This is a genomic window from Rhizobium sp. WCS2018Hpa-16 (genome assembly GCF_031843705.1).
Lineage (GTDB): Bacteria > Pseudomonadota > Alphaproteobacteria > Rhizobiales > Rhizobiaceae > Agrobacterium > Agrobacterium tumefaciens_C.
Map to the genome: position 1 here is coordinate 662348 of NZ_JAVTIX010000001.1, position 13531 is coordinate 675878.

The following is a 13531-nucleotide window of genomic DNA, read 5'->3' on the forward strand; positions in this document are numbered from 1 at the left end:
ATGACTACCGCGACATTAGGCTTCGCCATTGATAGCTCGCCTGCGGGTAAAGCCGCTTCCGAACTTGACAGTCTGGTAACGGCCGCAACTCGCACAGAAGCTGCCGTTGATAGAATGGGTGCCAGCGCATCCCGAGCGGTTACGAAGGTGTCGGGTGCTGGCATTCAAATCAGCCAAGCTCTGGGTGTGGCTGCGGCCAATGCAGAGAGCCTATCGAAGCGGATCGAAAGCGCGCTCAACGTTCGTTCGTCATTCGGTGATCGCAGCAAGGACATCGCTGCCTATGGGCAGGAACTGGACAGGCTTCGCGGCAAGTTCAACCCTGTCTTCAGCGTCCTGCAGAACTACAAGACTGCCCTTGGCGAGATTCGGCAGGCGCAGAAGCTTGGCGCTATCTCTGCCGATGAAATGGCGGCGGCTATCGGGCGCGAACGTCAGGCTGCATTGTCCAGCATTGCCGCTCTCAAAGGCCGTCAGCAGGCCGGTGGTGGCCGGATGGGCGGCGGGTTCGGTGGTGGGCAGAGCAGCACGGGCAATATTGCCGCACAGCTATTCGACACCTTGTCCACAGCACCTTACATGGGAGCCGCACAGGTTGGCCTCCAGCAAGGTCCGCAGTTCGCACAGGCATTCGCTGGGCAGTCCACGAAACAGGCTCTCATGGGCCTTGCATCGGGCGTTGCAGCTATCGTCAGCCCGGTGTCTCTTGCCGCCATTGGCTTGACTACAGCCGCAGCCGCAGCCGTGTCATTCGGCGTTGGCATTCTTGGTGCGGGTGACAAGACAGAGAAGTTCAAGGCTGCGCTAGAGAACCACGAAATCCTGCTGCGCAAACTCGAAGAGCGATATGGCTCGCTTATCGACAAGGTCAAAGGATATGGCGCCGAAAGTTCAAAGGCGCTGCAGTTTCAGGCTGGGGCTGATACCCGTGGCCTGATGAACTCGACCAAGCTTGCTGGCGAAGATTTCTTTGCTGGCGTCGGTACTCAGACCCGAGGCGGTTTCCAAGTCCAGAAGGATTGGACAGGCCCAGGCTTCGCACCGTTTGCAAAAGCAATCACTCAATTGCGGAATGAAGCGAAGGCAGGCAAGCCCGATTTCGACGCATTCTACAACAGCCTCTACAACACGGCGGCGCTAGATCCGAAGTTCGCTAAGAAGGCCGACGAGCTTGCAAAGCTGGTTGCGCAATTCCGCGAAGGTAGCCGTGCGCTTGAAGAAATGCAGCGTATCCAGCGCGCACTCTTTGATGATCGCGGTCCAAACGGCATGCTCCTTTCACAAGGCGCCACCAACCGTGACGACATGGGCAATCTCGCCCTCTTTGAGTCGCAGAACGTTGTTGCCGAGCAGCGCCGCAAACAGGCTTATGACGCACAAATAACCGGCATCAATGCCCGCTCTCCAGCGGAACGTGCAGCAGCAGCGCGGGCTCAAGCCTCGTCTCAGTACAATGGTGACGAGACAGCAGCCCAGCGCCGCATTCGCATCGAGCAGGCCGGTTCTCTGGCTTTGGCACAGGCTGAAAAGCAGTTGGCCGATGCCCAGCGCGAACGCTCGCAGAGCCTCGACAAGATACTGAAAGACCAGCAGGTTGAAATCGACCTTGTTGGCAAGACCGGCGGCGCAGCCGCAGCACTCCGCAAGGAATACGAACTTACATCCGCGCTTCGTCTTGAAGCCGCTCGGCAGGGTATTGAGGTCGACCAGCGAGAACTTGATCTGATCAAGGAACGTGCTGCCGAACTTGGCCGACTGACGGATGCTTACAATCAGGCCCGGTTCGGTTCTGAGATGAGCCAACAGTCATCTGACGCACGGATGAGCAGCCGGGATCGTCAGGTTACAACGACGCTTCGCCAGTACAATTTGCCGGAAGACCTGAATGGCGCGAATGCCCAGCGGATCAACCAGCAACTCAACTGGCAGGAAGCCAAGGATGCAGCAAAGGGATTCGGCGCAGCATTCAGCAGCGAACTGATCAACGGCAGCCATAACATTGGCAAGGCTCTCCTCAAGGGGCTTCAAACCTCACTTGAAAATGAGGCATCAAAGCTCTGGGAGAAGTTCTTTGACGGTATTGGCAACATCTTTGCCGACTGGCTGACCGGTGGCACAGGGGCTACAAAGGGCGCGAGTGGCGGCGGGGGTATCGCATCGTCAATCGTCTCGGCAGTCGCTGGTGGCGCCGCAAATGACAATACGGCCAAGGTCATCCCGGTTACACGGTCGGCTTTGGCTGATATCCCGACAACTGACATTGCAAAATACATCGCGAGCGCTGCGACAGCCCGAGGCATTGATCCAAACATTGCTCTCAAGGTCGCTAAGTCTGAAGGCGGATTGAACAGCTGGAACATGCAGTCTGGCGTCATGAAGAACGGCGTTCAAGAACCGTCCTTCGGTCCCTACCAGCTTTATATGGGTGGTGGCCTCGGCAATGCCTTCCAGAAGAAGACAGGGCTTGATCCACGCTTGGCCGCGAATGGTCCGGCTGGTGTTGATTTCGCGCTCGACAACGCAAAGCAGAGCGGCTGGGGTGCTTGGTACGGTGCCAAGAAGGTAGGCGTCGGCAATTGGGATGGTATCGGCAAGGGCGGCATGAATGGCGCAGCTGACGCTGTGTCCAAGCTTGCCGACTCTGCCGGTGCTGCAACGACTGGCCTTGATACTCTTGGCGGTGGCCTGAGCAAGATCGGACAATCGCTTTCAACAAGCTTCTTCCCGTCCGCTCCGGCGGCTGGGGGCGGCGGCGGTGGTCTGTCATGGCTTAGCAGCCTGTTTGGCGGTGGCGGCGATCCTGCTTTGTCGAAATACAAGCCGCTTACTGGCCTGTTCGCCAACGGAACCAACTATGCACCAGGCGGCATGGCGATTGTCGGAGAGCGCGGCCCGGAACTTGTGGATCTGCCACAGGGCTCGAAAGTGTTCTCCAACGGCAAGTCAAACCAGATGCTGGGCATGGTCGCCAACGGCAATGAAGCCAGAGGCCCAAGCCAGTTGAACGTCAGCATCGTTGGCGCAAGCGGCGACAATCACGTGCGCATGCTTGTGCAACAGGGTGTGGCGGCTGCTTTGGCAGCACAGGACGATCAAGACCGGCGCGGCGGGTTCGGCGCGAGACAGGCACGATATTCATCGCAGAAGGGATAAACCGGAATGGCAATCTATACCGGCCTCCCGACTGTACCGATTATGTATCTTCGCCCGACGCGGGCAAGCTTCGACAATCCCGGCTCATCAATAGATGGTGGCACAAACGGGCTAGGCGAGGCCATCAGCATGGAAACGAGTGGCGGGGGCATTGTCACCGCCACTTATGAGAGATGCGTTCTGCAGGCCGATGATACGGAACGGCATGAGGTTATCAACTGGCTTGGCGCGCGCGGGAACGGTTCATTCCGGTTCTTCAACGTGCCAATCATCAATGATGGCATCGGGCCTTTTCCAATCATCAACGGTGCCAAGCGCGCAATCATCAACGGCATACCGCATTCCGATGGATCTCTGTTCTCAGACACGTCTGGTTACTCTCAGGCGACCGTCTGGGGCGAGATCACGGAAGCGGCGGCACTCAATGCCGGTATCATCAAGATGAAGGTCTACGACGCTGCTAGGCCGCTGCGCTGGTCGGACTGGTTTTCGATCTACCACGAGACAAAGGGCTGGCGTGCCTATCGCTATTGGGACGTGCTGGACAAGACCGACGATGCTGACCCGACTTACACACTGGCGATAGCTCCTCCATTGCGGGAAGCGGTCACGGTAGGCCAGCGGGTGGAGTTGGCGCGGCCTATGTGCGCAATGAAATTTGCTGCGGGATCGACCTTACCCTGGGACTACAACGGATTCTACGAGGCGAGGCCCTCACTGAATTTTGTCGAGGCGTTTTAAATGGAGTTCTTCCCCAGCGACGTCATCGAGGAAATGCGGGGCAGCCATCAGCTCGGCATATTCCTGCGGATCGGCACCACGCCGCCGCTGCACATGTGGTTCGGGATCAACGACATTCCCGCACGGTTTGATAGCATCGACCCCGATGGCACAGTTTACATGGGTGGCGGCAAGCTTGTCGGCATTCCAACGCTTGAGATTCTGGTAAACGGGACGGCTGATAGCGTCGATTTCACCTTGTCCGGTATCGACCCGGTAACGGCTTCCAAGACGCTCGACAGCCTCCCACCGGTACGCGGTGCACCCGTGCAGTTGGGCATCACGACGCTTGACCAATACTACCAGCCTATGAGCGCCATTCTGCCGGTCTGGCATGGCACGGCGTCACATACAGGGGAGCAATCCCCGGCGCGCGGCACAGGCGAAAAGGCAACTCTGACCCTTGCTCTGTCAGTCGTCAGTGGCGAGGCAACACGTTCCAGAGCAGCACGTACGTTCTGGTCATCTGCACATCAAAAGGCGATCTCGCCAACTGACAAGTTCTGTGACGGTACTCCGCGGATGGCGCGAGGCGTGGCCCCTACATGGACGCTCGGTTACTGAGGACATCATGAACCTTAAAGAGTTTTTGGAGCTGCCTCACTTTTTCGAGTGGGGCGGGGTGGTTGGTGACGACTGCACAACCTTTTGCTCAAGATGGATCATGGAGAGCGCGGGCTTTGATCCGGCTGCTGAGTATCGCGGCCAATACAATGATGCTCTTGGAGCATTCCGCATCGTCACGCGCGCTGGCGGCATGGTTCGGTTCGCTGCAAAAGCTCTTGAGCCAATGGGCTTTATCCGCATCCAGAACCCGGAAGATGGCGATGTTGGCGTGGTCAAAGCGCCGGTCGGCATGGACGAAGACCTGAAAGAGATATGCGCGATCCGGTTTGGACCGCTCTGGGCAACACTGTCACCAGCCGGAGTGGTGGCGAAGAAACTAGAATTTGTGGCGGCATGGAGGCTTAAATCATGAGATTTGGAAGCCTCTTTGAAGACGTGCCAAGCAGTGCGCAACATTATTTTCGGGACGCGGCTGAGGAGCACCGGCACCTTCTCCGAAGCACCACGGCTCTCTATGACCCGATCTTTACGCCGCTTTTTGCCACCATATTTGGCACAGCGACGATTGCAGGGACAACAATAACTATTTCGTCGGTGGCGGCTGCTATTGCCACAACGGCTCTGACCATCGGTCTGCAAATGATATTGGCACCAAAGCCACCGAAGCCAGATGCAGCAAAACTGCCTATGGCACAGGCCATCCCATACCGTTTGTTTGGCGTTGGCCGCACGCGCATGGCCGGGGCTTTCATGCTCTGGGAATCGAGCGGGCCAAACCTTCACGCCGTTCAAGCTATTGCTGGGCATCGGGTGAAGTCGTTCAATCGCTACTGGCTGCACGATGACGAGGTGACGCTGAATAGTGGAGGCGTGGCAAGCGCGCCAGATGGCCGGTATGGCTCCAACGTCCAGATCCAGCATCGATTGGGGCTGCCGACTGAAACTGCCTATCCAGCGCCTGTGGCTGCATTCTCATCTACTGGATTGTGGACTGCCGATCATCGCGGAGACGGGCAGGCATCGGTTAACTTGGTCGCTTCTGCCAACCGTCAGAAGGACCAGCAGAAGACTTTCCCATACGGCATTCCGCAATTGTCTGTTGAGGTCGATCTTGCCCTTTGCTGGGACTTCCGCGACTCGGATCAAAGCCCGACCGATCCAAGCACGTGGACATGGACGCAAAACAGCGCGGTCATCCTGGCTTGGCATCTCTGCTTCAATGAGTTCGGCATGGGCTTGGATTATACCAAGGCTCTCTTGCCGGTCATCGACCTGTGGAAAGAGGAAGCCGACATATGCGACGAGAATGTTTCATTGGCTGGAGGCGGCACAGAGAAGCGCTATCAGTGCAATGGCTACGACACTACCGAGAACGGGCCTAAGTCCGCTCTCAACGCCATTCTGGCCACCTGTGACGGTCATCTGGTTGCGCGGGGCGATGGTGCGCGTATTCTCACGGTCGGCAAGTTCCGTGAGAGCCGCTGCACCACTCTGTCAGACCGGGACATCGTTGGGCATACCCTGCAATATGATGTTCTGTTTGAGGATGAGTGCAATCGTCTTATTCCGAAGTTCACCTATCCAGCGACGGATTACACCAGCTCAGACACAGACTATTTCGATGATGTTGACGCGCAACTGACTGCGGGTCGCGTGCTGGCTGAAGAAGCGGAATATCAGTGGTGCCATAGTTGGCGTCAGGCCAGACGGCTTGGCAAGCGCGATTGGCTTCGTCTTCGTGAGAAAGTCAAAGGATCGATCGATGTTCGCTTGAGCGGCATCAACTCGGTTTACTCGCGATGGGTCAGGCTGGAAACGCCGAACCGTATGCCAAGGCTAAACGGCAAGATCATTGAAAACCGCCGGTCGGTGCTGGCGATCACCCGTGGTGGCTTCACCATGGACATCATCCAGCATCCCGAGAATATCGACGCTTGGAACCCGAACATTGACGAGGGCAAGCAGCCACCCGTTCCATCGGCTCCAAACTATGCCGGTGTCGATACGCCGGTTCTTAACCTTGTTCAATCGCGGGCAAGCAATGGCACCGTCTATATACGGGTTATCGTCCTCGACCCGGAAGACGATAGCCTCACGCCTATGGTTCGATATCGTCTTGCTGATGCAGGAGTTGGTATTCCGGGTCCATGGATTGAACAGTCATTCCCTGACGCCAGCGCCAGCGGTGGCTTCATCGATATGGCTACCAACACAGTGCCGGCCGATCAGCTTCTGGACATTCAGGCAGCATTCAAGACATCGGGCGGGGCTCAATCTGATTGGACGATCACTCAGCAGATCGTTTCAACCGTGGACAACACAGCCCCGGCTTCACCTGAAGCTCTGGACTGGACATCGCCCAACTTTAGCGCCCGTGCAGCCAACACCACGGCACCTGTGGGCAAGACTGCTTACATGACGTTCAAGATCGGCACCACGGCACAGACATTTGCCGCCGCAACGATGATTGACAGACTGGCAGCCGCTCCAAGTGACGTGCGGTATGTGCAACCAACGCCGGTATCGGGCGCGACACGTCGCCTCTGGTGCCAAGCTGAAAACATATCGGGGCTTACATCCGCTCCGGTCTACATCGATGTGACGTTCCCATGAGCCAGAGTGACGAGCGAAAGCTGATTATCGATGCCAAGTCGAGCGCCAAAGCGGCAACGGACAAGGCGCAATCAGCACAAGCGGGTGCGCAATCAGCCGCCACCATGGCAGAGCAAGCCGAGAAGGCTCTTATTGCCTCATCCATTGCCTGGGTGGCCGATGTTACGATCACCTACAGCACTGCGGTATCTCTCAGCCTTGCCCCGCGTACTGCGACATTCACCGTGCAAGGGGCAAAGGTTGGGGATCGCATCTATGTGCACCGCAGAGGCAGACCAACGCTTGCGGGTGCAAATGTGGTCGCTGGTATCGTCATTGAAGGAACTGGCTTTGTCCCAGCCGATGGTTCCGTGGAAGTCTATCACGTCATTCCGGCTGTTGGCCTTGGCCAGGCACTAAGCATTCCGCTCAAGCTAGTTGGCTACCGCGCTGCAGCCCAAGCCTAAAACACCGAAAATTCAGAAGACCTGACCTTGGCCGCGCGCCGAGTCGATCCCCTATGGAGAAAACATCAAATGGGTGTCATCCGAGATACTTTCAACGCGGTCTACGCCGATGGCCCATCAATCTCGCCATCTATGCCTTCGAAACCTGAGATCCGTATACTCGGGGGGATCATAGAAGACTATATCCAAGCTGAGGGTGCTGGCGGGGATTCAATTGCTGTCGAAGTTCAGGATGCGCGAGGCCCATCCCCAACGCTAGGCGCGAGGATTGACCGAACGACCGCAAGTGTTTTAGTCGGAAAAAACTCCACCAATAAGGGGCAGGCGCTGAATGACGGCGTGCTGTTGACCGATACTCTCGGGAACATTAACGGGCTGAAGGTGCCAGCCAATAAAACGGCTTCGCTAAGCTATGCCATTTTCTACGTTCCGTTTACTGCACGCGAGGCTGCGCGTTTGGCGTTTCGAACCGTGCGATTTTCTGTCGAGATAATTGCCGACGCGGGGTTTCTCGCCGCTCATCCGTTCGATTTGGCTTCCCCTTTGCGGCTTGGCATGGACTCCCTGACAGCCGGAGGCACAATTGTCCGAAACGAGCAAATTGGGAACGTTATATATCGTGATATTGACTACGTATTTGCTGGCGATGAGTCCTTTATTGGTGTGCCGATACAGCTTGCCGATTCAACGGCGGTCAGCAGTGAAATGAGTTGGGTTTTGGGTCATTTGACCTGGCGCGCGTCTGACACGGGACAAAGCGCAGAAACGCCAACGGGGGTTGGTAGCGAGCTAGCAATCCGCGAGTTGGCGTCAGAGCGTTTTGGCTTTGGGCGAGTATTTGACGATTGGTCTGTGTCGACACAAATCTTCAACGGCGCGACTCTGACTTTCACCCAAGATGGAAGGATTGGTGGGTTCTCGGTCCCTGCTGGTCAAAATGGTGGACTTAGTTACACCCAATATCTCTTAGCGATCGACAAGGTAGAGGCCTCTAAAATAAATGGGGCGACGGTCATGGTGCATTTGGGCATAGACACGTCCACTGACTACAATCGCCCTTTGGGTGTATTCGCTCGCTACTATGTCGATGGCGTCCAGCAGACGGGGAGCGACGTGCGCGTCCTCCAGAACAAGCAGGTAACCCCAAACCGTCGAGAGGTGGTTTACACGTTTGTACTGACCGGCTTGGCAACCTCAATAGCCCCGACGCTCCAGCAGACAAGCGGCACGGTCGTTACATCCACAATTGATGCCTTTGTGCTGACAGATATGGATATCGAGGTCATTGATGTTGCCAATGGCGACCCCGAAACAACGGCTGTAAAAAACATTGCCATTGCGACCCGCCGCGCTACCAGGGAGGCTATCTCCCGTACTGTAGGGCCGCAGGGTAATGGGTATGCGCGGACGCTGCGGGTCGAAACCGATGGGTCGGGCGACTATACAACTGTTGACGCCGCGCTGGCTGCCGCCAAAGGTGCGGGACCGCTGTATCGGTATGAGATTGTCGTTGGGCGCGGAAAATTTACGACATCAGGCCTACAGCTCAAAGATTACGTCGATATCCGAGGGGTTGATCGCAACAGCTCATGGATAGCCGGTTATCTGGTCGCTAGTTCCCCGGCTGCTACAATCGCTTCAACATCAACCATCAATGGAAATGCGAATGTCAAATTAGGTAGCCTTCGGATTACCTGCCAAAACATGCGTTATCCGATCCATGATGATCGTTCCGGCGCTGGACCTGCCCTCAAAGCAACCTATGAGGACTGCACCCTAGAGCATCTTGGCAATGACGAAGCACGCGCCTACCAGACATCGATCGGAGGCGATCCTAACACTATTTGGGTTGGCGAAGCTGGATATGGCATGGGTACGTCTAGCGGCGACGAATGGGTTTACCGCAATTGCAGATTTATCGGGAAACGTGATCTGCCTTTCGCAACCCACAACAACAAAGGATTCAAGGTTCCTAGCCGCGTCCGCTTAGAGCGGTGCGACCTGCGTGTGCAGAGCACGACACCATCCGGCTTTCGATATGGTGTCCTTGGTTCGGGAGTGGGTGACATTCTTGAATTGGTCGATTGCCGTTTAAGCCGGTCAATCATTTTGGAAATGGCACCATGGATACCAACTGACTTGCCCTCCCAAATTGCTGACAAGGCTGGTCAATTGAACTTTTCTGGTAGCGGCAATACCCCTGTGCCGTTCACAATAGCTGACGAAGGCTCACGTGCCTTGCGTATCGACAGCTTGACGGCCAACTCCAGTAGCTCTGTCGTTGTATCCGGCTCGGCAGTCGCGGTCCTGTTCGGCACGGTTCTCAACTATGCAAATGCGGCGGATCTATCGGCTGGGGTGTATGGCACTGCAGATGTCGGCGAGCATGCCGTTGGCATAAACCAGAATCAGTTCATCACTGCGCTTGGCAAACGCCTTGGAGACAGGACATCGTCTTCGCTTAGCTTGGTTGTGACCATTGATGGGGGATCGCCACTCACAGTGACGTTCAATCAGAACTATTCGGCGCAATCGAACGCTACAATCTTGGCAGCCATCAACGCCGTTCTAACAGGCAAAGGGACTGCGTCGTTGATGAACGTCAACGACCTATATCGTCCTGCTTTCCCGGATCAGGAAACATGGCTGCAAAACACAGGCGCCACCACGATCTTGCGCAAGACTGCTGTTGCCTACACGTCCTCTCAAATGGCAGGACGCCGGATGACCACCACTGATGCGCCGTCTCTGTTCGCTGGGATTGCATACGAGGATATTCGCCCGTCAGCATGGGGGCGCGTTAAGACGCGCGGCGAAGTGTGGGTTGCCCAAGACATGATCCGCAGTGACAGCGCTGCATTTACTCGCGGGGATTCGTTCGTCGTTGGTGATGGCGTCGGGAGGTTTGCCAAAGCGGCTAGCGGCAACATCATAATGACGGCAACCAGCGCCGATTATGCCGTGCTTAATAAGACCTTCTAGTTGGTGGGCTAGAACTTCGCGTGTGTCTATGCCGGACTTCAGATGCCGAGAAGTGATCTGATCGCAGATGCGGCCTTTGGCGGGCATCGAATCAAGCCGTCGATAAGCGAATATGTCTCGATGCCTTCTAAACCCTCGAACTCAAGATGATGCCATCTATACTGAACTTGGTGGACGCCGTCACTGTCCTCCAAAAGATACCAGAACTCCTCGTGCTTATTATCTCGACCGCCCTGCTGGAAATGTACGCGCAACATGCTCATAGCCATTTTTCTAACCGGTCATGGCTAAATTCCAGATTACTGGAGAACAGAAAAGCTGCTGTATGCATGCTGTAAATCCTAGTGCGGTCATGTCTACGGCAGCCCTACTACAACGAAGCGCGACAATCTACCCACAGGAACCACCCCCACGCCTGTACCCACAGTACAGCGGCGCTTGATTGCGCGTGCCGTGGCCTGAGACACCAAACCCAAAGGACATCGCTATGACCTACAAGCTTCCGCTGGAATGGCTCCAGCCGGTTAAGATGACGCGTATCATTGCCCACTGGTCCGCCGGGGCTTACCGCGCTTCCGATCTCGACAAAGAACACTACCACCTGATCATCGAAGGCACGGGCAACGTTGTGCGTGGCGACCACACGATTGCGGACAACGTCAACACGGCAGACGACGACTATGCGGCCCACACCAGAGGCTGCAACACGGGATCGATCGGTGTTTCGCTGGCTTGCATGGCCGGGGCAATCGAGAGCCCGTTTAATCCCGGCAAGTATCCTATGACTGAAGTCCAATGGGCGCGGGCTATGGACGTGATCGCGCATCTGGCCTCGTTCTACAAAATCCCGGTCACAGACAAGACGATTTTAAGCCACGCCGAGGTGCAGCCGAACCTTGGGATTCGTCAAAACGGAAAGTGGGATTTCACACGCCTTGCGTTCGATCCTTCTGTAATCGGGGCCAAGGCCTGCGGCGATAGAATGCGCCGCGATGTGAAAGCCCGCATGTGATGGACCGGCGGCAACTTGACCGCCGGAAGACGGAAGCCAAGGCCAGCGGCGAACCGGGATGGTCTTGGCGCAAGGCTGTGATCTTCCCGAACATCATTGTTTCATTCTGGCTGATCTACATTCTGGTCGGCGCGCAGGATAGCCGGGTGAACGAAACGATAGCCTGGGGATTGATCGTCAACATCATCGCATCGGTGTTCTTCTACACTGGATTCGCGACGGCCCAGGATATCGCCGCGATCTTCGCCACCAGAACCGGGCTTCCATATGCTTCGCCGCCGGTCGCGGTCGATGGCGAGCCGGTTGACCAGACCATAAAGGATGAAACGGGATGATCGCTTTCTTCAATGGAACGCTCATAGGGCGCATCCTTGCCGTCCTGATAGCCCTGCTGGTGGCATTCGCGGGTTTCCGGGTGTGGTTGGCCGCGCACGATGCGCAACTCCTCAGCGGGTACGTCCTGCGGTCTGAGAAGACGGCTGCCGAAGCCTTGGCCGACGAGATGATCCGGCAACGCAACGCAGCGTCTCAAGCCCTTGAGGATTACCGCAAGCGTGCCGTCTCGGACGCGCTGACGCAACAGAAGCTCGAAGCCCAACTTGAACAGGCGATCAAAGATGACAATCAGAATGTTGATGATGGCGATTACCGCTGGAGCGATGCTGATCGTCTCTGGCTGTGCCGGCAAAGAGGCCAGGCTAACTGCGGCGGCTAATACGCAGGGCAGGGTGCAGGCTGGTGTAAGCCTTCCCGATCTGCCGGACGAATGCCGTCAGAAGATGGCGCGGGTTGTCCCTCAATACGGAACCGAGAAGCCACGCAACACACAGCTCCGGTGGGAATTCACCGCGGACTTTGTTGATCGCAGGACAAGCCGGTGCGCTGGATTTTATGACGGCGTGAAAACGCGCTTTGGTAGGCAGGAGGCTAGCTGATGCAGCAGGGTTATCAGGGGCCGGGCATGTGGGTGCGCATACAGCACCGGTTCGGCCCGAGAATGATGGAGTGGTTTATGGCCGGGCATTTGATGCTGTTCGGCTATGTCCTGCTTCTTCCATCGCAGACATTCAACCAACCGGCCTTCATGGGCTTCAACGAAGTCGTGCCATCCGAAGACTTCCTTGGGTGGGTCATGTTTATTGTCGGCTGCCTTCGGATCATAGGACTCGTCGTCAATGGCGCTCGAAAGAACGTCACTCCACAGATACGGCAATTCTCGGCAGCTGCCGGGTGCATGATCTGGTCAGGCATCGCATACGCTTTTGCATCTTCCGGGGTCATCAGTACGTGGATCGCCATCTATCCACTCTTCGCAATCGGAGAGTTGATCAATATCCACCGCGCGGCGCATGACCAAGGGGAAGCACGCAATGGAAAAACTGGCTGAACTTCCTCCGCTGGCGCTTGCTGTTTTTGGCGGCACATTGGCCGTTATCTTTGCCGTGCGTTACTTCGGCATTGCGGCGGGCGCGAACACCACTCCAGAAAAGAGCCAAGCGTCGGCACAGGTGGCGGCTGTCATTGTCGACCCGACCGCACTCAACAATGCTACCAAAGCGCTTGAGGCGCATACCGAGGCTGTTGGAGACCTGACCGAAACCATGAAAGAGTCCAGCCATTCAATTTCTCGAATGGCAATCGAGATGGATCGCATCAGGGAAGAGCTTCGGATCCAGCGTGAGGTGGCTAGGCGCCCATAACCGGAGGCAACCCCGCCGCCACCCGTTGCGCATCATAATGCTCCTCGACCAGCCTAACGGCCTCTGATCGACTCGGCGCATATCCGCCTTGGGGCATGATAGTAACTCTGATCTTACGCGAGTGGCCGCCGTTCCAAAGCCAAGTGCCTTTCATCGGCCCCGCCTCTTGGTACGATATCCGGCCCGTATTCTCTCCGTCGATCACGCAGACGTAGTCTTCAAGCAGCTTGCCATCCAGTCCGGTTTCCCCCGGCCAGGTGCGCTTCCACGAATATCTG

The 13531-nt window shown here is 56.5% G+C and carries 12 protein-coding genes; all 12 read left to right on the forward strand.

Annotated elements, in window-relative coordinates; all coding sequences use genetic code 11:
• Entirely contained in the window at positions 1 to 3153 is a 3153-nt protein-coding gene (locus RQI55_RS03340; protein WP_311272174.1) for a hypothetical protein, read from the forward strand.
• Between the two features lie 6 nt (positions 3154 to 3159).
• Positions 3160 to 3894 (forward strand): hypothetical protein, encoded by a 735-nt coding sequence (locus RQI55_RS03345; RefSeq protein ID WP_311272173.1) that lies wholly within the window; start codon positions 3160 to 3162, stop codon positions 3892 to 3894.
• On the forward strand, positions 3895 to 4497 hold the full coding sequence (locus tag RQI55_RS03350; protein ID WP_311272172.1) for a hypothetical protein: 603 nt from the start codon (positions 3895 to 3897) through the stop codon (positions 4495 to 4497).
• A 7-nt stretch (positions 4498 to 4504) separates the two neighbouring features.
• Complete coding sequence (locus RQI55_RS03355; protein WP_409233680.1) at positions 4505 to 4912, forward strand: DUF6950 family protein; 408 nt, start codon at positions 4505 to 4507, stop codon at positions 4910 to 4912.
• Complete coding sequence (locus RQI55_RS03360) at positions 4909 to 7113, forward strand: hypothetical protein (RefSeq protein ID WP_311272170.1); 2205 nt, start codon at positions 4909 to 4911, stop codon at positions 7111 to 7113. Before RQI55_RS03355 ends, RQI55_RS03360 begins: the two co-directional genes overlap by 4 nt.
• The gene (locus RQI55_RS03365; RefSeq protein WP_311272169.1) at positions 7110 to 7559 is read left to right on the forward strand and encodes a hypothetical protein; all 450 of its coding nucleotides are present in this window, start codon (positions 7110 to 7112) and stop codon (positions 7557 to 7559) included. The genes RQI55_RS03360 and RQI55_RS03365 overlap by 4 nt, the downstream gene beginning before the upstream one ends.
• Positions 7560 to 7628: 69 nt before the next feature.
• Entirely contained in the window at positions 7629 to 10541 is a 2913-nt protein-coding gene (locus RQI55_RS03370; RefSeq protein WP_311272168.1) for a hypothetical protein, read from the forward strand.
• Between the two features lie 487 nt (positions 10542 to 11028).
• Positions 11029 to 11553 carry an N-acetylmuramoyl-L-alanine amidase gene (locus tag RQI55_RS03375; RefSeq protein ID WP_311272167.1) on the forward strand — a complete coding sequence of 175 codons (525 nt, stop codon included), beginning with the start codon at positions 11029 to 11031 and terminating at the stop codon, positions 11551 to 11553.
• Positions 11553 to 11888, forward strand: a complete 336-nt coding sequence (locus tag RQI55_RS03380) for a hypothetical protein (protein WP_311272166.1) — start codon at positions 11553 to 11555, stop codon at positions 11886 to 11888. Before RQI55_RS03375 ends, RQI55_RS03380 begins: the two co-directional genes overlap by 1 nt.
• Positions 11885 to 12268: a hypothetical protein gene (locus RQI55_RS03385; protein WP_311272165.1), complete on the forward strand. Its 384-nt coding sequence runs from the start codon at positions 11885 to 11887 to the stop codon at positions 12266 to 12268. Before RQI55_RS03380 ends, RQI55_RS03385 begins: the two co-directional genes overlap by 4 nt.
• 219 nt (positions 12269 to 12487) lie before the next feature.
• The gene (locus tag RQI55_RS03390; RefSeq protein WP_311272164.1) at positions 12488 to 12940 is read left to right on the forward strand and encodes a hypothetical protein; all 453 of its coding nucleotides are present in this window, start codon (positions 12488 to 12490) and stop codon (positions 12938 to 12940) included.
• Positions 12924 to 13253, forward strand: coding sequence for a hypothetical protein (locus RQI55_RS03395; protein WP_311272163.1), 330 nt, complete (start codon positions 12924 to 12926; stop codon positions 13251 to 13253). Before RQI55_RS03390 ends, RQI55_RS03395 begins: the two co-directional genes overlap by 17 nt.
• The last annotated feature ends 278 nt before the right edge of the window (positions 13254 to 13531 follow it).

Coding starts and splice junctions, on each gene's coding strand:
- RQI55_RS03340 (WP_311272174.1), top strand. CDS start 1: ATGACTACCGCGACATTAGGCTTCGCCATTGATAGCTCGCCTGCGGGT.
- RQI55_RS03345 (WP_311272173.1), top strand. CDS start 3,160: ATGGCAATCTATACCGGCCTCCCGACTGTACCGATTATGTATCTTCGC.
- RQI55_RS03350 (WP_311272172.1), top strand. CDS start 3,895: ATGGAGTTCTTCCCCAGCGACGTCATCGAGGAAATGCGGGGCAGCCAT.
- RQI55_RS03355 (WP_409233680.1), top strand. CDS start 4,505: ATGAACCTTAAAGAGTTTTTGGAGCTGCCTCACTTTTTCGAGTGGGGC.
- RQI55_RS03360 (WP_311272170.1), top strand. CDS start 4,909: ATGAGATTTGGAAGCCTCTTTGAAGACGTGCCAAGCAGTGCGCAACAT.
- RQI55_RS03365 (WP_311272169.1), top strand. CDS start 7,110: ATGAGCCAGAGTGACGAGCGAAAGCTGATTATCGATGCCAAGTCGAGC.
- RQI55_RS03370 (WP_311272168.1), top strand. CDS start 7,629: ATGGGTGTCATCCGAGATACTTTCAACGCGGTCTACGCCGATGGCCCA.
- RQI55_RS03375 (WP_311272167.1), top strand. CDS start 11,029: ATGACCTACAAGCTTCCGCTGGAATGGCTCCAGCCGGTTAAGATGACG.
- RQI55_RS03380 (WP_311272166.1), top strand. CDS start 11,553: ATGGACCGGCGGCAACTTGACCGCCGGAAGACGGAAGCCAAGGCCAGC.
- RQI55_RS03385 (WP_311272165.1), top strand. CDS start 11,885: ATGATCGCTTTCTTCAATGGAACGCTCATAGGGCGCATCCTTGCCGTC.
- RQI55_RS03390 (WP_311272164.1), top strand. CDS start 12,488: ATGCAGCAGGGTTATCAGGGGCCGGGCATGTGGGTGCGCATACAGCAC.
- RQI55_RS03395 (WP_311272163.1), top strand. CDS start 12,924: ATGGAAAAACTGGCTGAACTTCCTCCGCTGGCGCTTGCTGTTTTTGGC.